22 protein-coding genes are annotated in these 21,741 nt (G+C 39.8%); 2 read left to right on the top strand and 20 right to left on the bottom strand.

Translation table 11 applies throughout. The features are described 5' to 3' along the window. Positions 1-306: 306 nt before the first annotated feature. The 8 genes from HMPREF1210_RS18590 to parE form a co-directional block, all read right to left on the bottom strand. Positions 307-390, bottom strand: a complete 84-nt coding sequence (locus HMPREF1210_RS18590) for a sugar phosphate nucleotidyltransferase (protein ID WP_196930510.1) — start codon at positions 388-390, stop codon at positions 307-309. Positions 391-414: 24 nt separating this feature from the next. Next, on the bottom strand, positions 415-2,232 hold the full coding sequence (locus tag HMPREF1210_RS03440) for a nucleoside-diphosphate sugar epimerase/dehydratase (RefSeq protein WP_016427215.1): 1,818 nt from the start codon (positions 2,230-2,232) through the stop codon (positions 415-417). Positions 2,233-2,261: 29 nt separating this feature from the next. After that, the gene (locus tag HMPREF1210_RS03435) at positions 2,262-3,026 is read right to left on the bottom strand and encodes a tyrosine-protein phosphatase (RefSeq protein WP_016427214.1); all 765 of its coding nucleotides are present in this window, start codon (positions 3,024-3,026) and stop codon (positions 2,262-2,264) included. A 122-nt stretch (positions 3,027-3,148) separates the two neighbouring features. Continuing rightward, positions 3,149-3,847: a CpsD/CapB family tyrosine-protein kinase gene (locus HMPREF1210_RS03430; protein ID WP_016427213.1), complete on the bottom strand. Its 699-nt coding sequence runs from the start codon at positions 3,845-3,847 to the stop codon at positions 3,149-3,151. 19 nt (positions 3,848-3,866) lie between these two features. Beyond that, entirely contained in the window at positions 3,867-4,586 is a 720-nt protein-coding gene (locus tag HMPREF1210_RS03425) for a YveK family protein (RefSeq protein WP_016427212.1), read from the bottom strand. 208 nt (positions 4,587-4,794) lie between these two features. Continuing rightward, a complete protein-coding gene (locus tag HMPREF1210_RS03420) occupies positions 4,795-6,015 on the bottom strand; it encodes an MFS transporter (RefSeq protein ID WP_016427211.1) in 1,221 nt (406 codons plus the stop codon). A gap of 55 nt (positions 6,016-6,070) precedes the next feature. Then, positions 6,071-8,512: a DNA topoisomerase IV subunit A gene (parC, locus tag HMPREF1210_RS03415; RefSeq protein WP_016427210.1), complete on the bottom strand. Its 2,442-nt coding sequence runs from the start codon at positions 8,510-8,512 to the stop codon at positions 6,071-6,073. Further along, positions 8,509-10,482: a DNA topoisomerase IV subunit B gene (gene parE / locus HMPREF1210_RS03410; RefSeq protein WP_016427209.1), complete on the bottom strand. Its 1,974-nt coding sequence runs from the start codon at positions 10,480-10,482 to the stop codon at positions 8,509-8,511. The genes parC and parE overlap by 4 nt, the downstream gene beginning before the upstream one ends. A gap of 215 nt (positions 10,483-10,697) precedes the next feature. Between parE and plsY the strand changes: the two genes are divergently transcribed. Together plsY and HMPREF1210_RS03400 are read left to right on the top strand one after the other, a co-directional pair. Continuing rightward, the gene (plsY, locus tag HMPREF1210_RS03405; RefSeq protein WP_016427208.1) at positions 10,698-11,303 is read left to right on the top strand and encodes a glycerol-3-phosphate 1-O-acyltransferase PlsY; all 606 of its coding nucleotides are present in this window, start codon (positions 10,698-10,700) and stop codon (positions 11,301-11,303) included. 35 nt (positions 11,304-11,338) lie between these two features. Further along, a complete protein-coding gene (locus HMPREF1210_RS03400) occupies positions 11,339-11,629 on the top strand; it encodes a HesB/YadR/YfhF family protein (RefSeq protein WP_016427207.1) in 291 nt (96 codons plus the stop codon). 388 nt (positions 11,630-12,017) lie between these two features. Here the strand turns inward: HMPREF1210_RS03400 and HMPREF1210_RS03395 are convergent, their stop codons facing one another. From HMPREF1210_RS03395 to HMPREF1210_RS03340, 12 genes are all read right to left on the bottom strand, one after another. Further along, positions 12,018-12,218 carry a hypothetical protein gene (locus HMPREF1210_RS03395; protein ID WP_016427206.1) on the bottom strand — a complete coding sequence of 67 codons (201 nt, stop codon included), beginning with the start codon at positions 12,216-12,218 and terminating at the stop codon, positions 12,018-12,020. Between the two features lie 82 nt (positions 12,219-12,300). Then, the gene (locus tag HMPREF1210_RS03390; protein ID WP_016427205.1) at positions 12,301-13,185 is read right to left on the bottom strand and encodes a type II toxin-antitoxin system SpoIISA family toxin; all 885 of its coding nucleotides are present in this window, start codon (positions 13,183-13,185) and stop codon (positions 12,301-12,303) included. A 226-nt stretch (positions 13,186-13,411) separates the two neighbouring features. Then, positions 13,412-13,711 (bottom strand): hypothetical protein, encoded by a 300-nt coding sequence (locus HMPREF1210_RS03385; protein ID WP_016427204.1) that lies wholly within the window; start codon positions 13,709-13,711, stop codon positions 13,412-13,414. Further along, positions 13,711-14,136 (bottom strand): thioesterase family protein, encoded by a 426-nt coding sequence (locus HMPREF1210_RS03380; protein ID WP_016427203.1) that lies wholly within the window; start codon positions 14,134-14,136, stop codon positions 13,711-13,713. The genes HMPREF1210_RS03385 and HMPREF1210_RS03380 overlap by 1 nt, the downstream gene beginning before the upstream one ends. Positions 14,137-14,184: 48 nt before the next feature. Then, complete coding sequence (locus HMPREF1210_RS03375; RefSeq protein ID WP_016427202.1) at positions 14,185-15,669, bottom strand: class I adenylate-forming enzyme family protein; 1,485 nt, start codon at positions 15,667-15,669, stop codon at positions 14,185-14,187. A 16-nt stretch (positions 15,670-15,685) separates the two neighbouring features. Next, complete coding sequence (gene fabG, locus HMPREF1210_RS03370; protein ID WP_016427201.1) at positions 15,686-16,426, bottom strand: 3-oxoacyl-ACP reductase FabG; 741 nt, start codon at positions 16,424-16,426, stop codon at positions 15,686-15,688. An 11-nt stretch (positions 16,427-16,437) separates the two neighbouring features. Continuing rightward, positions 16,438-17,322, bottom strand: a complete 885-nt coding sequence (locus HMPREF1210_RS03365) for an alpha/beta fold hydrolase (RefSeq protein WP_016427200.1) — start codon at positions 17,320-17,322, stop codon at positions 16,438-16,440. A gap of 11 nt (positions 17,323-17,333) precedes the next feature. Continuing rightward, positions 17,334-18,344, bottom strand: a complete 1,011-nt coding sequence (locus HMPREF1210_RS03360; RefSeq protein ID WP_016427199.1) for a 3-oxoacyl-ACP synthase — start codon at positions 18,342-18,344, stop codon at positions 17,334-17,336. Further along, positions 18,344-19,345, bottom strand: coding sequence for a branched-chain amino acid ABC transporter permease (locus HMPREF1210_RS03355; RefSeq protein ID WP_016427198.1), 1,002 nt, complete (start codon positions 19,343-19,345; stop codon positions 18,344-18,346). Before HMPREF1210_RS03355 ends, HMPREF1210_RS03360 begins: the two co-directional genes overlap by 1 nt. Positions 19,346-19,349: 4 nt before the next feature. Next, on the bottom strand, positions 19,350-20,210 hold the full coding sequence (locus tag HMPREF1210_RS03350) for a branched-chain amino acid ABC transporter permease (protein ID WP_016427197.1): 861 nt from the start codon (positions 20,208-20,210) through the stop codon (positions 19,350-19,352). Between the two features lie 12 nt (positions 20,211-20,222). Beyond that, positions 20,223-20,930 carry an ABC transporter ATP-binding protein gene (locus HMPREF1210_RS03345; RefSeq protein ID WP_016427196.1) on the bottom strand — a complete coding sequence of 236 codons (708 nt, stop codon included), beginning with the start codon at positions 20,928-20,930 and terminating at the stop codon, positions 20,223-20,225. Beyond that, a complete protein-coding gene (locus tag HMPREF1210_RS03340; protein ID WP_016427195.1) occupies positions 20,914-21,681 on the bottom strand; it encodes an ABC transporter ATP-binding protein in 768 nt (255 codons plus the stop codon). The genes HMPREF1210_RS03345 and HMPREF1210_RS03340 overlap by 17 nt, the downstream gene beginning before the upstream one ends. Positions 21,682-21,741 lie beyond the last annotated feature (60 nt).

Raw genomic sequence — 21,741 nt, 5'->3', positions numbered from 1 at the left:
GAATTCCCATCACTCTTCGACTTCTCGTTCCGGATACCTGACAAGATATTCCTTCTTTCTACTCGTTATGGGTATTGCATTTTTTTGTATTCGCGCTGGGTGCTGCGGTTGCTAGTATTCTAGTTTGGTGTATTGAGTGCGAGTGACCCGGGTGAAGTTACTAGGCGCGAACACGATGTTCACTATATAGATGAATGGCTGGTTGATTTGGATTTGGCTGCGGATTTTGGCTTTGGAAAGTCGTTCATGTCCCTGATAAACAGTTGAACGCTTTTTTGCCCAGGAAGGTAATTCAGACTCCTAGCATTAATCCAATAATGGCTGCAATCCCCATATTGTAAATGGGTAAAGTCTTGTGCCATTTCCACCCGCTAAAATAATTCCTTTCATCTCTACACCTCAAACCAATTGATTTTATTGAATTACACTTCGGAAGCTTTGTTTATTAGCAATTTTAAGTAACACATCTTTAAGATTCTCATTATTTAAATCAAGCATCTTATCCAATAAATTCTTCATATCTATATTGTTAATTGGTGTGGACTTACCAATATAAATTTTCGGAAAAACATGTTCGTTTTGAATTTCGTCTTCGTTTAATAATTCTTCAAATAATTTTTCACCCGGTCGAATTCCTGTGAATTCTATACCAATTTCATCTTCTTGATACCCGGATAAGCGGATTAAACTCTTTGCTAAGTTCACAATTTTTACGGGTTCTCCCATATCAAGGACAAATATCTCTCCATTTGTTGCAAGTGTTCCTGCTTGAATGACAAGACTCGATGCTTCAGGAATCGTCATGAAATACCTAGTCATCTCAGGATCAGTAACAGTGACTGGTCCGCCTTTCGCAATTTGTGCTTTAAATAGAGGAACAACACTTCCACTAGAACCTAAGACATTTCCAAACCTTACAGCGGCAAAGTGCGTTTTACTATTAACCGCCAAGTTTTGGATAATCATTTCTGCAAATCGTTTCGTCGCACCCATTATATTTGGTGGGTTCACTGCTTTATCAGTCGAAATCATTACAAAGCAGGAAACACCAATTTCTTTTGCTGCCTCTGCTACATTCAGAGTTCCGTAAATATTATTTTTGACTGCTTCTCTTGGATTAAATTCCATGAGTGGTACATGTTTGTGGGCAGCTGCATGATAAACTACATCTGGTTTATAAATCTCCATAATTTCAAAAATCCGACTGCGATCTTGGATATCAGCAATTATTGGTATAACTTTAGTATTAGATGAAGCTAGGTTCCGCATTTCCAAATCAATTTTATAAATGGAATTTTCTCCATGTCCTAATAGAATAATTTCTTTAGGTTCGAATCTCGCCACTTGTCTGCATATTTCTGAACCTATGGAGCCACCTGCTCCAGTTATAAGAATTTTTTTATTCGTAAGTTGATTTGCAATTGCGAGCATATCAAGTCTTACTTCCTCACGCCCAAGTAAGTCCTCAAAACGAACATCTTGAATTTCATTTACGGATAACTTACCAGTCATAATATCTTCTATCCTAGGAATAGTTTGAGTTTTCACGCCTGTCCCAACACAAATTTTCGTTAATACAATCATTTCCTGTTTAGACAATGAGGGAATAGCAATAATAATTAACTCGATTTTGTTTCTTTCAACAATCTCTGGAATATTAATGATTTTCCCTAATACTTCAACTCCATAAATTTCAAGATTTTGCTTAAAGAGATTATCATCTATAAAACCAACTGGTTGTAATTGCCTATCCTGATTTCTTAATAATTGACGAACCACCATGGTACCTGCTGCTCCTGCTCCTACTATTAAAGTACGTTTTGTTTTCAAGTTTAATTTTCGTTTCTTTAAATCAACAGCTAAGCGCCAGGAAAAACGTGAACCACCAATAAAAAGAATATGAACCATCCATGTGATGACTAACACGCGAACGTAAATATCTTGATTGACTATTACTTGCATAAGCATTACTGAAATAATCGAATAGGTCACTGCACGAACTATTGAGGTAAGTTCACCAATTGAAGCATACAACCAAACCTTTCGATAAAGTCCATAACGCCAAGCAAAAAAATGATGTGCTAAAAAAATAGTTATTACACTTAGAATTAACACTTTTTCTGTTAAAACATTTAAATAGGGATATAGAATTAAATAACTAGCAAACATCGAAAAAGCAACAATAAAAGAATCCAATACAAAAAGTAATGTTTTCCATTTCTTTACCGTCATTGAGCACATACTCTTTTCTTTAGTAGGATTTAAATAAAAAATTTTTTTCTTGGAATCTGCTCGGGCTGTAGCTTGCTAATATTTTGATTATTAACAAGTTCAATCGATTGCTTTTTCAAGTTTGTCGTATACTCAATTCCTAATTTTTTATCTACTATGTTCCATGCATCTTTCCATTTAAACACTCGGCTAGTCAGATTGTGTGCATCTGATCCAATAAAATGGGTCAATTGATATTCAATCATTTGAATACTCAAGCGTTGTAATTTTCTACCGAACCCGCCTGCTACACTTGTTGCGGTTACTTGAGAATATGCACCATTTTTTATTAATTGATAAAGTTTTTCTGGATTCCTTGCAATTTCAGCATTGCGCTCTGGATGTGCAATCACGGGCTTAATTCCTTTTACTAGTAAGTTATAAAACAACTTCTCCGTATATAGTGGAATATTAGACGATGGCAGTTCGATTAATATCATCTTGGAATGGTTTAATGTTAATAGTTCTTCATCTAAATCTAAGACACTCTCCAGTTCTCCAAATAATCTTATTTCTTGCCCAGTCAATACAGTTAAAGGAATTTGTGCAGCTGAAAATATTTCATTCAGCTTAAGAACGTTCTTTACAACTATTTCTTTGGGGTTATGGTAAGAAGGATGTCGGTGATGGGGTGTTGCGATAATAGTAGATATCCCTTCAGAAACAGCTTGTTTAGCCATATTGACACTCTCTTCTAATGTTCGTGCGCCATCATCAAGACCGAAAGTTATGTGTGAGTGTATATCAATCAACATTCCCATCCTCGTAAATGTATTTTTTAGTAATCTTTAACATGAATATTAGTTTTCGAAATGATATTACAATTAATAATTAGTAAAGAATTTAATTATTTTGTATGAAACCATTGCTAACCTAATTACTTGATTTGACCGTAATAATAGGTGGTTTGATAAGGTGAGTCCTTCATCATTTTATTATTTAACACAACTCCTAATAGTTTGCTTCTTGAACTCATTAGTATATCTTTTGATCGAACGGCTCCTTCTTTTTCTGTAGAACCACTTTTCACTACCAAAATAGATCCGTCACATTTATTTGCCAGTATTTGTGCATCTGCTACGGCAAGTATAGGAGGTGTATCAAATAAAATTAAATCAAAACTAGCTTTTAATCGGTCCATCAATTGAGACATCATTTCTGATTGAAGTAGTTCTGCTGGATATGGGGGAATTGTTCCGCTAGGTAATAGAAACAAATTAAGTACTGGAGTTTGTTGTATAACATCTCCTAGTGAGGCTTTTTTCATCAATAAATTTGTTAAACCTTTTGTATTGTTAATATTAAAGGTATAGTGAATTGTCGGTTTCCGTAAATCTGCATCTACAAGCAGCACTTTTTTTCCTTGTTGAGCAAACACAATAGCTAAGTTTGCAATGGTCGTTGATTTTCCTTCTCCAGGATTTGGTGAAGTAATAATAATGGATTTCAATTCTTTATCTACCGAAGAATACTGAATGTTTGTTCTTAATGTTCGATACTGTTCTGAAATAGGAGATTTTGAATTTTCAATTGTTATTAGTTGCGTCTCCATTTTCTTATTCATCCGATTAGCCATTCATATCTCCTCCTTTCTTTTACTGCATTTTATTAAGTCTTGCTATTTTTTTCTGTTCTTTTATCTCCATGGATGAAATAGAACCTATCACTGGTAAGGAAAGTAGCTTTTCAATGTCTTGCTCCGAAGTTAATGTATTGTCAAGGTACTCTAAAAGGAAAGCGAGCCCAATACTAAGTAAAAATCCAATAACCATTGAAATAGCTATGTTTAATATGGGTTGGGGCTTTACAGGTTCTTGTTTTTCACTTGCAGTGGCTTTTGCTAATATACCCACATTATTGATGTTCATAAGATCCGTTATTTCACGCTGGAAAATGTCAGCAGTCGAATTGGCAATGTCACGAGCTATATATTGATCCGCATCCTGGACAGTAATTGTTACAACTTGAGAATCGCCTTCACTATTGACATTTATTTTTTTGTTTAATGATTGAGTAGTCATATTTTCAAGTGCCAATTCCTTTATAACAAGATCAAGTATCGCTGGACTTTTTATGATAATGCTATAGGTATTTATTAGCTGTAAATTTGTTTGAATATCTAAATCAGGCATTTGGTTTGTGTTTGTGTCTTCTTGATTTATTAAAAGCTGAGTTGAAGACTCGTAGATCGGTGTTATTAAATAAAAACTAATTACTCCACTCAGCGTAGTTACTAAAAGTGTTATAGAAAAAATCAGAAGCATTCTCTTTCGAAGTGTTTGGAAAAATTCTTGTAAACTTATAGTTTCTTCCATAATCTTTAGTTCCCCCTTCCCAGCTATAAATTTATTTATATGATAAAACCATTAACAACATGACATTTGAAGCATTTTTACGGTAACAACGATTCGATTTTATTGAAATTCTTTTCACATTTAAAAAACCAACTAAATTAAGCAATTTTGACGGGTTGTACGTTTTACTCCTGGATAAAAAAGACAAACCAGGAAAAAACCGCTGAAATCATATGATTTCAGCGGTTTGATCATTTGTATCCAATTTGATGTTACGTTTCTTCATTTGAATCAGGAAAACTGTGGTTAGAGATAAACTGAGTACCCCAAATATAACGACCATCCATTGTAAACCGATTAGATCCAACAATGCTCCTGTTGCCAATAAAACGACCTGGAAAATTACGCGCTCGAGCATGTTTCGAAACGAGAAAAATCTGCCGTGAAACGCTTTTGGCATTTGCTTCTGGAATATTGTCATAGCAGTTGGGAAAAAACTACCCACTGCAAAGCCAAATACCGCAAATGCGGTTACTGACAAAACTGGACTGGCTGCAAATATTAAGATTAATTCAGCAACGCCGATTACAAATGCAAAGAAAAATAATATCGTACTCGTATGCCATTTATTTGCAATATACTTAACAACAACAGTACCCAGCATAAATGCAATACCTTCAGCGGCATAAATTGCCCCTTTGATGGACGATGAATCCTGCAGCTCACTGATATTGATGACCAGCAAGTTAAACGATCCAATAAACAATAAAGGAATTAACGTCATGACCAAAGTCATCATGACTGCTGGATATGATTTTAAAATCGGAAACACTTCCATGAATCCGCCTTTACTTTGTGAAGCAACTTTCACTTGTGCTTCTTTATCCTGACCTTCATCGATGCGGAGCATATAAGTAAAGATCAACAGACCGGCATAAGCGATGATGGACATATAATATAGCGATTCCAATGACCAATAGACCAATACGACACCTGCAAGCGCTGTTCCAATAACACGAGCCATAGTAGCAACATTCATATGCCAGCCATTCATTTGCAGCAACTGTTCGTCTTTAACCACTAATGGTATGGTTGCCTGCAATGCTGGAAAATAAAATGCCGCCGACAATTGGATGCTGATCATGAAGGCGACCATCCACCAGATGGAGCCTGTTCCGATTGCAATCAGCATGAAGCTGACACTGATCATACGACCAAATCCTGAAATCAACAAAACCGTCTTTTTCTTCGATTGGTCGATTATTTTGCCGGCCAGTGGTCCAGCTAAAATTCCAGCAAGTAAACCAATTGCCATGATGACTGACTTCAGGAAATCAGAAGGAATTCGTTCCTGCATAAACTCCAAATTTCCAATGATTCCAGTCCAGAGACCAAGACCCGCAATCATTTCCCCCACTAAAATAATCCATACATTACGATTCTTCCACATACAATCCCCTGTATACAACAAAGGAAGCCATTATAGCTCCCTTGTTGTACCCCTTCTATTTCTTACTATCTTCGTTTGTTTTCAGTGCTTTCCATAATCTTACGACAGCCCCGTCTTTGTCTGTATCGACAATAAACGAGCCGTTTGAATAGCGATCTGACACACGAATTGGTTTCGTATCAACAACTTCACGAACGCCTTTTGCTGTCTCTATAATTACTTGTTCATTATCTTCAACATAGAATACGCCGCTTACTCGGTGAGCATTTGATTTTAATTCGCGTAACACAACAACTCCTCGTTTTGCACGAGTACCTTGTTCGAATTCTTTTAATGCCATTTTTTTTACGGCGCCTCGATGGGTCACGAGGAATAAATCTCCGCGTGCATCGGCTGGAATGATCGTTGCATTTGCTACAACATCGCCATCTTTCAAGTTAATCCCTTTCACTCCACCAGTTTTCACACCGGTAACAGGAACTTCCTGCATATTGAATCGTACAGCATAGCCGTTATGCGTAACGATGAAGACATCTTCGGTTTCCGTTACGAGATCAATATACATAACTTGATCGCCTTTTTTCAAATTCATCGTATTCAATGCTCGTGAATAACGCTGAACTTGATATTCTACCAGTGTAGAACGTTTAATCTGACCCAGTTTTGAAACTGCTAGAATATAGCGGTTTTCATCAAAGTTTTCGATTGGAATTGCTTTGATGATTGTTTCGTTCGAATCAAGTGAAACGATACTCGATATATGCTGGCCAAGGTCTTTCCAACGGATATCAGGCAGTTCATGAATCGGCTGATAGATGTAATTTCCTAAACTTGTGAACAGTAGCAAGTGATGTTGCGTATTCATCATCGACTCAAATAATAGATAATCTGAGTCTTTCATTGTGAAGTCTTTACCGTTAGAAGCACTGTATGAACGTGTACTTGTACGTTTTACATATCCGTCTTTCGTCACGGTAACCATAACCTCTTCACTCGGAATCAAGACATCCAGCGTTAATTTGATTTCCTCGATTTGGTCTTCAATAACGGATCTCCGTGGCTCAGAGAATTGCTTACGAATGGCTTGCAATTCTTTTTGGATGACTTTTGTCAATTTTGATTCGTTATTTAATATTGCCATCAATTCACTAATTGTTTTTTGCAATTCAGCTTCTTCATTTCTCAAGTCCGTAATATCGGTGTTTGTTAAACGATAAAGTTGTAGAGAAACAATCGCTTCAGCTTGTGCTTCAGTGAATGCAAAAGCACGAATTAAATTATTTTTCGCATCGCGCTTATCCTGAGATGCACGGATGGTTTTAATTACTTCATCCAAAATGGATAGTGCTTTCATCAAACCTTCCACGATATGAATGCGGTCTTTTGCTTTTTGTAAGTCATATGCAGAACGTCTAGTCACTACATCTTTTTGATGCTCAATATAAGCATCAAGCAATAATGTCAATGTCATCATTGTCGGACGACGGTTATGAATCGCAATCATGTTGAAGTTGTAAGCTATCTGCAAGTCGGTGTTTTTAAACAGGAACTGCAAAATACCTTTTGCATCAATATCTTTTTTCAATTCGATTACGATACGTAAACCAGTGCGGTCGGATTCATCACGGACCTCTGCAATACCGTCCAGACGTTTATCGAGACGTTGCTCATCTATTTTCTTGATCAAAATCGCTTTATTAATTTCAAAAGGAATTTCGGTAATAACGATTTGTTCCTTACCGCCTTTTAAAGCTTCGATTTCTGCTTTCGAGCGGACAACGATTTTGCCTTTTCCTGTCTCGTAAGCTTTTCGGATACCATCGACACCTTGAATGATGCCTCCAGTAGGAAAATCAGGCCCCTTCAGAACCGTCATTAATTCATTAACAGTAACTTCAGGATTGTTCATGCGCATTAACACAGCGTCTAGCACTTCATGCAATGCATGAGGCGGCATGTCTGTTGCATATCCAGCAGAAATCCCTGTTGCACCGTTTACAAGTAAATTAGGGAAACGAGCTGGCAGTACAGTTGGTTCCAACTCGGAATCATCAAAGTTTTGTACCAAGTCAACTGTGTTTTTATTGATATCACGAAGCATTTCTCCTGCGATGGCCGACAAACGTGCTTCCGTGTAACGCATAGCAGCAGGTGGATCACCATCAACAGAACCGTTGTTCCCGTGCATTTCAATCAACATGTGGCGAACTTTCCAGTCCTGACTCATCCTTACCATGGCTTCATAAACGGAACTGTCACCATGTGGGTGATAGTTACCGATTACGTTACCGACAGTTTTTGCTGATTTACGGAACGGTTTTTCATTTGTATTTCCTTCATGGAACATCGCATATAAAATACGACGTTGTACAGGTTTAAGTCCATCTCGGGCATCAGGTAATGCTCGATCTTGAATGATGTACTTACTATAACGGCCAAACCGGTCGCCGATGACTTCTTCTAAGGGTAGATCTTGATAACGTTCGGTTTGTGTCATTCTGAATCCTCCTCAGCATGGATGAGTTCGTTTTCTAGAATATTGCTGTCTTCATCCAGACCAAAATTAACATTGTTTTCAATCCATCGTCTTCTTGGTTCAACTTTGTCACCCATCAATGTAGTGATGCGTCTTTCCGCACGTGCATCATCATCAATTTCTACTCGAATCAATGTTCTTGTATCAGGATTCATCGTTGTTTCCCATAATTGTCCGGCATTCATTTCACCAAGACCTTTATAACGCTGGATCATATATCCTTTACCGATTTTTCGGATGGCTTCATCAAGTTCAGCTTCCGTCCAAGCGTACTGAAGAACTTCTTTTTTGCCGACTCCGCGGTAAACTTTGTAAAGGGGTGGCAAAGCAATATATACTTTTCCTGCTTCAATCAATGGTTTCATATAACGGTAGAAGAACGTCAGAAGCAATACTTGAATATGTGCTCCATCCGTATCGGCATCTGTCATGATGACGATTTTGTCATATGCGATATCCGGAACTGAGAAATCAGCGCCGACTCCCCCGCCGATTGCGTGGATGATCGTCGAGATTTCTTCGTTTTTCATGATGTCCGCAAGTTTTGCTTTTTCGGTATTGATAACTTTTCCTCGAAGTGGCAAAATCGCTTGGAAACTGCGGTCTCGTCCTTGTTTCGCAGAACCGCCGGCAGAGTCACCCTCTACCAGATATAATTCGTTTTTCGCAGCATTACGAGATTGTGCAGGCGTTAGCTTTCCAGATAAGATTGAAGCTGATTTCTTTGATTTTTTGCCGTTACGTGCATCTTCTCGGGCACGACGAGCAGCTTCTCGTGCTTGTTGAGCACGAATCGCTTTACGGACAAGTGAGGCGCTCAATTCAGCATTTTCTTCAAGAACATACAACAGTTTCTCGGAAACTACCGCATCCACTGCTGCACGAGCTTCACTCGTACCTAATTTACCTTTCGTCTGTCCTTCAAATTGAAGAATGGCTTCAGGAATACGCACTGAAACGATTGCTGAAATTCCTTCCCGAATATCTGCTCCATCCAAGTTCTTATCTTTCTCTTTAAGTAGACTTGTTTTGCGTGCATATTCGTTGAATACGCGCGTCAAGGCAGATTTCGCGCCTGTCTCATGGGTTCCGCCATCACGCGTACGGACATTATTAACAAACGATAAAATCGTTTCAGAGTAGCCATCATTAAATTGGAAAGCAAACTCCACTTCGATGTCATCCTGAACCCCTTCAACATAGGCAACTGGATGTAATACATCTTTTTCTTCATTCAAATAACCGACAAACGCTTCGATGCCGGTTTCGAAAAAGAATACGTCTTTTGTGCCATTACGCAAATCATTCAGTTCGATTTTAAGCCCTTTTAATAGAAAAGCAGACTCTCTCAAACGTTCACATAATGTCTCGTAATTGTATTTTGTAACCGAAAAAATGGTTGGATCAGGCAAGAAATGAATGGATGTTCCTGATTCTTTCGTTGTGCCGATTTGTTCAAGTGTTGTAACGGGGTGTCCACCATTTTCAAAACGCTGGCGATATTTTTTGCCATCGCGGTGGATTGTAACTTCTAAAAACGTAGATAACGCATTTACTACCGATGCACCTACTCCGTGTAAACCACCACTTGTTTTGTAGCCTCCTTGTCCAAATTTACCGCCTGCATGCAGAATGGTAAAAATAACTTCGGGTGTAGGTTTTCCTGTTTTGTGCATTCCAGTAGGCATTCCGCGTCCAAAGTCGCGAATGCTGATACTTTGATCTTCATGTATATTGACAACGATATGATCACCAAATCCAGCAAGTGCTTCATCGACTGCATTGTCGACGATTTCATACACTAAATGGTGTAAGCCTCTAGCGTCCGTAGAACCAATATACATTCCTGGACGTTTTCGAACTGCTTCCAGTCCTTCGAGTACTTGAATTGCATCGTCGTTATAAGCTGATATTGATTGATTTTTTGCCAAATCGTTCTCCTCCAAAAAACAAACAGATGTTTTCATTGTATAGAATGAATGTCACCTTTGCAATGAGTCTAGTAGTATATTCCATGATCAACAGGTAATTTATAGGATAAATGAAAGTTCAGCTAAAGCGTTGTGACAGGTTGTGACAGGTTGTGACACATGATAAACTATTTGTAGATATTAAGAGTTCGTACTAATTATTAAAGGAGCACTATATGAATACTGTTATCGCTATTTTACTAGCTTACTTGCTAGGATCTATACCATCCGCATTATGGATCGGGAAACTTTTTTACAAGACGGATATCCGTCAACACGGAAGTGGGAATTTGGGTGGAACGAATACTTTTCGGACTTTAGGTCTGAAAGCAGGTTTAATTGTGTCAATTTTGGACATTTTAAAAGGAACTGCAGCTACTTGTCTACCGCTAATTCCTTTCTTCGTAGATACAGGCCTTCACCCGTTATTTCTAGGCGTAATTGCAGTAGTTGGTCATATGTATCCTATCTTTGCTAATTTCAAAGGAGGCAAAGCCGTAGCTACTTCAGGGGGGATTCTGTTAGGGTACCACTGGCCGATTTTCGTTTTAATGCTGGTTTCTTTCTTTATCGTACTGAAGATATCAAAAATGGTCTCTTTAACTTCGATGGTTCTAGGAGTAATTGCTTTGCTATATACGGTAATCTATAACATTGTCTTTGAAACCGATATTCCATTGTTGGTAGTGATTGTTTTACTTACTGCATTCATTCTTTACCGTCATCGTGCTAATATCATCCGAATCAAAGCGGGAACCGAGCCAAAAGTGAAGTGGATATAATACAATACGATTAGACCACGAAAGGTTGGTGTCGCATGAAAATCGTGATTTCACATGAAGCAATGCAATGGTTTAAAGAAGAAATGGAAGCAAAAGCCGGCGAATATATTCGGTTTTACGCCCGCTACGGTGGCTCCAGTCAGCTCCATGACGGATTTTCACTCGGTGTAACGAAAGAGCAACCGATGGAACTATCCGTTGAATTAGTTGAAGAAGATATTCATTTTTACATTGAAGACCGAGATATTTGGTATTTTGACGGGCATGATTTACATGTCACTGTTGATCCGAAACAAAAAGAACTTACATATTCATACGTAAAATAAGACAAAGCAGACGGTATCCATTCCGTCTGCTTTGTCTTATTTTTTTGTCTTTTGATGGTTGCTTTTTCATCTCTATTAATGGTCAATAAGCAATATAGAATTATCAAAAAAGTATGTAAAAAAACAGATAGACCGTAAACCCTATCTGCTCTTCTTTAATTTATTAATATTGTCTTTCATTTTCTTATTCAAATTGAGAAGGTAACTCTCATCTTTTTCACGCTTTGGTAACGTTCCCGACGGCTTATCCGTTAAGAAGGTAGTTTTCTTCTTTTCTTCTCTCAATGCATCAACTCCCATACAAAGCTTTGTACAATTATACTGTCTGTATGGTCAACATATGAGAGGTTTAAACAAAAAAGTCTGAGAATATTCATAAGCTACCCTTTCACTTCATTGAACGGCTATCTCTTAAACGATCTACAGCTTCATCGCTTCTCTTAAATAAATCCCTTGTATACAATGATGGTGAAGTTCGTGGAGCTGTTCGAGTAGCCTTCTCTCGTAAAAAAGGAGACTTAACCTTATCTCTGCGTCTTTTAGCTACAGTTACTACCATACCTTCTGTTGTACTTGTACGCTCTACCATTTTCTCCACTCCTTTACTATCATTTACCCTTATTCTATCAAACTTATACTTTTTTATCTATAATGTTGACCACTTAAGAGACTCACTCTTCAAGTGGTTTTTTTAACCAACTATGTATCATAGAAAGATTAATAATATGATCTATATCAATATCCAAAACATGTTCCTTTTCCGATTCAATAGAAATGACTACTGGAAATATTTTTTCGAGATATGGAATGAGGACGGTATGCTTGTCTATATGAACGACTACTTTCTCATTTATGGAATTCATTTGTTCATCCGTAATATTAACTCCAAGAATTGTACCTACTTCTTGCCTAAAGAAATTATCATTGTTTTTCTTGAATACCGTGATATTTTGTCTGCAAGTTTCTCCATAGGAATATAAAAAATCTTCTAAACTCTCCTGATAATTCTCTATTTCATTCCATTCTTGAGTTTCAAAAGAAGATATTTGCATCCTATCCAATATATCTGTGAATTGCAAACTTCTATTTTGTGTTTGAACAATAACCTTCTGCATTTCCTCATTGATGCTTTCCACATCATTGATTTGTTCCATTTCAGCTCCGCCGATTTTCTTAATAGTTGGAGTTAAAAACAAGGCTAAATCAACAAAGATGAACATCCCTGCTAACAATGTGTATCGTTGCCATTCTTGCACATTAAAACCAGTCTGATTAAGCAACAGCACAACCCCAATAATGAAAAGGAAATACCATGTTCTCCGCAAATTTTGTTTATGCTTTTTAAAAAATCCTTCAAATGCCCAACTTATGTAGAGAATTACCGCCGCAAAGCCAATAAGAATGAACCACTTGTTTTTTTGGGTAAAGGAGAGAATTGAATCGCCCCATATCAGCTTTACAAAAAACAGAACTATTATAAGAATTATTGGTCCTAGAACCTTTTTGTTGAGGAGATTCTTGTACCATCTATTTGATTCCAGTTGATTTTCTAACATGATTCACCCCCACCTAATTTTACCATAATTTACGTATAGAGACTCCATAAGTGATATAATATTTCTTCTATTTGCAAATTAAATAATCTTAATGTTAGGAGAAAGTTTTCTATTATTGGTTCTCCAATTTCTTCAGTATCTTCTTCACCGATACTCATCTTTCCACTATTAATTAAGTAAAACCTAAGAGAAAACCCACTTTGAGCGTCAACTCAAAGTGGGTTTTCTAATTGGCAAAACGTTGCAATTGGTTCAGCATATTTTCTTTACGTAAGATCGCTTCCTGATGCTGTCCGAATAAATCAAAATGTGGATAAGCTTCCTTGTAGTCGATCCATTCAGCCTTCAAGCCATATTGCTTTCCCCACGTAATCAATCGTTCTACGTCAGCGCAACCGACTTTAGTAACCGTCTTGCATCCCGGGAATCGGTCATCCAGCCAGTAATGCGTCAAAAATGCGATCTCGCCTCTGCTGACTGCTTCTTTCCATGCCGTCAACTCGTGGCGTTTCAATCCAAAAGCCATCAGCTCTTCACCTTGGCGATTTCAGCATATGTAGCGTCCCACTCTGCATTCACTTTTTTAAGCGATACAGGTCGGAATGTTTCTTTTTTCACCAAAACATGTTCTGACTTTGCTGTTGCTGCTACCGTTCCATCCGCATGTAAGATCTCGTAACCATAGGTTGTACGCAGTTTACCATGAGACTCAACCCATGTGCGAACAGTTGCTTTCTGACCATATTTCATCGACGCTTTATATTGGATACTCAAATCGGTCACTGGTGATAAATAGCCTTCACTTTCCAGTCCGGCATACGTGTAGCCTAAATCTTCAATCAGATTGGTTCTTCCGATTTCCATCCATACCAAGTAGTTGGCATGGTAAACGACACCCATTTGGTCTGTTTCGGCATAACGGATTTCAATTTCTTTTTCACTGACAAACATCTTGCTCACCTCTTGCACCATTATACAAAATTGAGCAAGAAAAAGCAGTTACACGACTTTCAAGGCTGATAGTTGTTTCTTATCAATTTTTCCGACATGCGTTTTCGGCAGTTCCGGTAACACCACAAATTTTTTCGGGATTTTATAGCCTCCTAAAAATTGACGGCAATGTTCGGTCAATTGAGTTTCTTCAAATAGAGCAGGGTCACTCAATGAAATGAATGCGGTAACGACTTCGCCCCACTTCTCATCCGGGAGTCCGATGACAGCCGCTTCCCTGATTGTACGATGCAGGAGTAGACAATGTTCGATTTCCTGAGGATAGACGTTCTCCCCACCGGTTACGATCATGTCTTTTTTTCGTCCGACAATATACGTATCACCGTCTGCATCAATTTTCGCCAGATCCCCGGTTTTCAACCACTCGTTTTGCATCGTAGCTGCGGTTTCTTTGTCATTTCGCCAGTAGCCCCTGAAAACATGCCGTCCACGAATCCAAAGCTCCCCGACTTCCCCGATTAATGCAGGTTGATGGTCTTTCGTAACAATCAAAGTATCTACAAATTGCATGCTTTTGCCAACTGATCCTCTTTTGACTTTGGCCACTCTGACATCGATAACAAAATTATTTGGTCCCGCTTCAGAAAGACCATAGCCTTCTTTAAAAGGTAAACCTTTGTTTTCAAATTGTTCATATACCGTAACCGGACACGGAGCGCCACCTGATAAAAACACTCGGACGTCAGGAAAATCATGTTTCTTGAACGTCTCCGACTGTGTCATCAATTCATACATCGTTGGAACGAATAAGGAAATGGTTGCTTTTCGTTTCAGAATTTCGTTCAATGCTTGTTCTGCATCAAATCGATGACCGATTACCACTGTTCCCCCTGCCATCAGGATTGGGATCGACAAAGCATTCAATCCCCCTGTATGGAACAAGGGCATATAGTTGACAGTGCAATCTCGTTCCGACAACCCCCAGCTAACAATTGTGTTCAACGCGTTCCAGTTGACGTTGTGATAGGACAGGAGTACTCCTTTTGGTTTCCCTGTCGTACCTCCTGTATAAATCATCATCCACGATTCATCCGCCGAAACAGATTGGATAGAGTGCATTTCGAATACACAAGGTTCATTATTGAAAGGTACTTCCCTGTTCATGACTTTCTTGCCATCAAATGAAAGTGCTATGTTTTCGTATAAATCATCCGTTATTAGGATTGATGGTTCACAATCTTCCAGAATATCGTTGAGTTCATGATGGCTTAATCTGAAATTCAAAGGTACATATATATAACCTTTCAATCCACAGGCAAATAAAATGGCCAGCAGCTCAGGGTGATTGGCAGCAAGTATCGCCACACGGTCCCCTTGTTGCAACTTCTCTTCCGTTAATCGTTGTACCCACTGTTCAATGAGACGCGCAAATTGAGCATACGTCCATTGCTGGTCACTATCGATATCAACACAGGCAAGACGGGAGGGTGCCAATAGTGCTCGTTTTAAAAACCAGGATTGATCATTATACATCCGTACCCTTCCTTTCTTACATCATAATGCCACCGTCAACATGCAGAACATGCCCATGAACATAATCTGATTCTGACGATGCGAGAAATAAATAGGCATTAGCAATATCTTTCGGTACAGCCAATCGTTGCAGTCCAACAATCGATTTCATTTGGTCAATGATTTTATCAGGCATTTTTTCGACCATTGCAGTCAAGGTGAATCCTGGTGCTACCGCATTGACATTGATGCCTTTGCGTCCCAATTCTTTTGCCCACGATTTGGTCATCCCCACGACCGCTGCTTTTGAAGCGGCATAATTGGTCTGTCCGACATTCCCATATACACCACTGACTGAAGAAGTATTAATAATTTTCCCTTTTCCTTTTTCGATTAAGTGTGGCAATACGCTTTGTGTACAGTTAAAGACGCCCGTTAAATTGACATCAAGAACCCTTTGAAAGTCAGCAATGTCCATTTTTGCAAGCATGGCATCTCTGGTGATGCCGGCATTATTCACCAAAATATCAATGCCTCCGTAAATTTCAACCGCTTGTGCGACCATGTGCTGGACACTGTCGCGATCCGCCACATCGACTTGAACGAACATGACATCATAGCCTTGCTCTTTTAACTCTTCCGCTGCTTTCACTCCGGTAGATTCATCATAATCTGCCAAAATGACACGAGCTCCTTCTTGGGCGAAGCGCTCGACTGATGCGTAGCCGATACCATTTGCCCCACCAGTGATAATCGCAACTTGCTTATCTAAACGCATATAGTAGCCTCCTAACCTAAAAATTCTTCGATTCGTTGTATCAGTTGCGGCAAATCATCGATGAGCGGTGAATGGCCAGTATTAGTCAATGGAATATAAGTGGCGTTTTCCCCAAGGTCTTCCACGATTTCCTGTGTCATCTCTTCAGATACGACATAGTCACGATCGCCTCTTAAAATAAGTACTGGAATGGTGATATCCTTGGCTTGATTTGTGCCTTGACTTAGCCCGTTTTGAACATTGCTGATATTGAACGTGTTTAATGAATGGTATACGTCCGCCAGATTGCGTTGCGTCAGCATATCCGATACATATTCATCGTATTTTTTCTCGTCAGGCTGTTTATGTGTATAAATCAGTGCATTCCAGAGTCCTTTAAGTCCTTCACGGTTTTGCGTATCATATAATCCTTGTACGGCTTTTGTTTTTCCTGCATCATTTTCCACTTCTTCGATAGATTGAAGACGAGTTTGCAAATCGGGTGTTCCATCTGCCTTCGTCCCAGAGAATGGATACCCACGGGTTGAAGCGGAAGCAAGCAGGACGAGTTTCTCACAGTATCCTCGGTTGTCAGCGACAAATTGCATACAGATCGCACCACCTGTAGACCAGCCGACTAAATGAAATGATTCAAGTCCGAGTGCATCCACGAAACCTCTCAAGTCAGCGGCAAAGTCAGCTATTCCTTGAACACGGGTATGATAACTTGATTCCCCGAAGCCTCTCAGGTCAAGCGCATACAGTTTATATTTTGGGTCCAGAGCATCAATCAACACATCCCAGTGCTGAGAAGAAGTCATATTCCCATGAACTAGGACGACGACTTGCTCTCCGCCGTACCGTTCACGGTATGAAATCGTTTCGCCATTATCGAGTAAAATTTTTTGCATTGCCATTAAATCTCCCCCTATTCAGAACCCCATTTGATTGTTGTTGCTCCCCACGCATAGCCGATACCAGCACTAACCAATACGACAATATCTCCTTTTTGAAGCTTTCCTTGTTGTTGTGCGAGCTGCAAAGAAATGATTTGATCTATTTGGCCAATATGACCGTATTCATGCAAGTAAATGGACTGGTCTTCCGTTAACCCCAGTTCATTGAGCACGTAGTCATGTGCTGATTTTTTCATGTGGAGCATGGCAACGTAAGAAATATCTTGTTCTGTATATCCGCTCTTCGACAAAGAGTGTCGGATGACCTTCAAAAAGTTTTGCATTGATTTTTGTTCCAGACGTTTTTTCATTCCTTCTGGATCAGTGACATCGAGTCGGTAAGAACCCGACGACAACACTTCATTCGTCAGTGGCATTTTCGTCCCTCCGACTGGTACCACGACATCTTCCGAAAAGGATCCATCGGTCATGATATCCGATTCAAGCAAAATATTGTGGCCATGATTCTTTTTCAAAATCATCGCGCCACCTCCCGCTCCGAGATTGAACATGAAGCGGGTCCGCTCGTTCGTATAATCGATGAAATCCCCATTTCGGTATCCACCTGCAAGCAGGACAGTGTCGATGGAATCGTCTGCAAGCATCAAACTTTGAGCCAATTTAAGAGCCAGTATGGTTGTGCCGCAACGCAGTGCGATATCAAACCCCCATGCATGATATGCGCCGATTTCTTCCTGTGTTTTGATGGCTGCGGTCCATAGTGGGTATTCCTTATGCTCTTCACCTATATAGATCACGCAGTCAATTGATTTAGGATCGACATGACCTCTGTCTAAAGCATCCTTTGCTGCCCAGATGCCCATCTGAACCGTATGATCGTCTGGACCTGGAATCGGTTTTTTCGTAATGCCCATCTTATCTTTGACTACCTGTAAAGGTACCCCTGAGGCTAAAGAGATTTCTTCTGCTGTCATGGAATGGGTAGGTATGTAAAGACCTGTGCTGACGATACCAATTTGCATTACAATCCCTCCGTGCCAGACGACGACTTTTCAAGTACTGCGGGGTTTTTTCGTTTGTGAATTGCTTGTCGGACGGTTCCCACAATGCCTGAAGGGAAGAATATCACTGCCAGGATATAGACAATCCCGAAGAAAATGATCCAGCGTTCAAAAATCGGATAGTCCTTAGCCATTCCGGATAAATAATGTTGGGATAATTCGATTACACCAGCTCCAATAATTGGGCCGATCAATGTCCCGACGCCTCCGATAATGGTCATGAGCAACGCGTCCAGCGTGATATCCATCGTCAATACACTTGTATTCACGAATCGTAAACTTACCGCATATAACGAACCAGCCAAACTTGCCACAACGCCAGCTACTACGGAGGCAATCACTTTATAGTGCAGAGTTTTGAATCCGAGTGATTTTGTTCGCTGCTCGTTTTCTCGTACCGCTACCAGCACGTGACCCATCGGAGATTGCACAAATCTTCTTAATAACAAGTACACCACAACAAGGCACACGAGTGTAACGAGATAGAAAACCATACGATCTTTGAAGAATTCCGGTGCGCGGAACGTGAAACCATCATTTCCTGATGTCAGACTGCGCCATTTTTCTGCTAGTACGAGAAATAATCCGGATACAGCAAGTGTCAGCATGGCAAAGAAATGACTCTTCAGACGCAGTGTCATCAAACCGACAATAAAGCTAACGACACCTGCGAGGAACATGCCGGTTGCGATTGATAATATGAAGACACCGATGGTCGGTTCCATCCGGTCTAGCATGACAGCTGTGGTATAGGCACCCATTCCAAAGAACATTGCGTGTCCGAATGAGACGATGCCTGTATAGCCAAGTAAAATGTCATAACTCATGGCCAAAATTGAAAAGATGAAAATTTGCGTCAATAATATTGTCCAAGTCCTGGAATCCGTTACAAAAGGGAAGATGAAGAACACAATCGCGATAATGGATAGAAAAATATTGTTCCATTGAAATTTACTGGTCATGACTTCACCCCTTTGCCTTGAATAATCCTTGCGGACGGAATATTAATACGATGGCCATCAGCATCATGTTAACGGCTAACGAAAGTGATGGAACGTAATACGCCATAAAGCTTCCAGCTAAACCTACTAAAATTGCTGCAAGCAGTGATCCTGGAAAACTGCCCATTCCCCCGATAACCACGACAATGAAACCTAAGATGGCAAATTCCATGCCCATCTCTGCATAAATCACTCCTGAATACGGAGCCATCAGTGCCCCTCCGAGTGCTGCTAATGCAGCGCCAACGATAAAGACATACAGAAATACATTTTTGATGTTGATTCCCAGTGTCTGCACCATTTCTTTGTTCATGACTCCCGCTCGGACAATCAAGCCGATTTTTGTTTTCTTTAAAATGTATTGGAAAATCCCGAAAATCAGGAAACCAACCACAATGATGAAAACTCGGTATTTAATAATGATGACATCCCCAATTTCCCAGCTTCCAGTTAAGTATGGCGGTGTTTTTGCTGGAAGCTGATTAGGACCGAACACGACTTTCAAAAGCTCAGTTAAAACAAGCATGAATCCTAACGTTATTAAGATTTGTTGAATATGATTGCCATAGACCGGTGTTATGATCAATTTTTCCGTAATGAATCCGAGAATGATTCCCGTCCCGATTGCTCCGAGAATCGCCAGGCCGAAACTGTCTGTCAACGCATAAAACCAAACGGACGAGTAGGCTCCCCAGGCAAATAGCCCCCCATGTGCAAAGTTAAGTACGTCCATCAAACCGAAAATCAAGGTCAAGCCGGCAGCAAGAAGGAAAATCAACATGCCAGTGGCTAGCCCATTGATGGTTAAATTCAAGAGTAGTTCCATGACTGATCCTCCTTATCCGATTCCTAAATATTTTCGTTTCACTTGCTCGTCTTGAATTAATTCCTGCATTAGACCTGTCTGGACCGTTTTCCCGTCATCGAGGAGTGTATATGTATCACCGATTCGACTTGCCATCATAAAGTTCTGTTCGACCAAGACAATCGTTGTATGTTTTTTCATATCAATAATGGCTTCCATCACTTTTTCAATGACAATGGGAGCAAGACCTTTAGATGGTTCGTCAATCAGCAGCAACTGACTGTTCCCAACAAAAGCCCTAGCCATCGCAAGCATTTGCTTTTGACCACCTGACAAATGACCCCCGTCTTTTTTCCAGAATTTTTTCAAGTCCGGAAAGAGGTTCAAGACATAGTCCTGTTTGGCCAAAGTGGCTTCATCATCTTTACGCATGGCCACTTTCATGTTTTCTTCAACAGTCAATGCGCCAAATATCCCCTGATCTTCTGGTACATAGCCAATGCCTGTATTCGCGATGCCATGTGTCGGTTTTTTGGTTATATCCTGACCTTTGAACGTGATTTGTCCTTTTGAAGCAGGAGTCAGTCCTAGAATTGTTTTCAACGTCGTCGTTTTTCCAGCACCATTTCGACCTAGCAATACGCTGACTTCCCCTTCTTTTGCTTCAAACGAAATACCTTGTAAAATATGATATTGCCCGATATGGGTGTGGACGCCATCAACTTTAAGCATGGTGTTCATTGTAGGAGCCTCCTAAATAAGCATTTTGCACTGTTTCATTTTGCATAATTTCTTCTGGTGTGCCGTCTGCCAGAAGCGAGCCATTGAACAGCACCATAATGGAATCCGATAAATCCAGAATCATATCCATTTTGTGTTCAATCAACAAGATTGTTTTATTCTCCTGTTGCTTTATCCGTTTGATGACTTCTAGAATGGCTGGTACTTCTTCGAGTGACATGCCTGCAGTGGGTTCGTCCAACAATAATACTTCGGTATCCAAAGCAAGCAGCATTGCAATTTCTAGTTTGCGTTTTTCACCGTGGGACAATTGACTGGCTATCGCATGTTTCTTGTTCAACAGCAAGACGACTTCGAGCAATTGTTCTGCTTTTTCAATAAGTGAAGGGTACGCCTTGATATGGCGTAACATTTGATATCGAATTTTTTCTTTTGATTGCACCGCCAGGCGTACGTTCTCGAGAACAGTCAGGTTGGGAAATACATTCGTGATTTGAAAAGATCGACCTAACCCTTTTCGTGTGCGGTCAACAGAAGAAAATCGGGACATGTCTTCACTTTTGAAATATACTTTCCCTTCGGTTGGCTTTAATTCACCGCTAATCAAATTGAAAAAAGTGGTTTTTCCCGCTCCATTCGGTCCGATGATGGATTTGAAATGTTTTTCAGGCATTTCAAAATTGACGTGATCCACGGCTGTATGTCCACCAAAACGGATGGTCAAGTTTTCGGTTCTTAAAATCGTTGTCATCGATGTTCATCCTTTCTTCTGTCTCTCTCCACATGCAGGAATGAATCCTGAACGTGGAGA

The organism is Paenisporosarcina sp. HGH0030 (genome assembly GCF_000411295.1).
In the GTDB taxonomy this organism is placed as follows: Bacteria; Bacillota; Bacilli; order Bacillales_A; family Planococcaceae; genus Paenisporosarcina.
The sequence above is the reverse complement of the archived record's forward strand: the minus strand, read 5'-3'. Positions and strand labels throughout refer to the sequence as shown.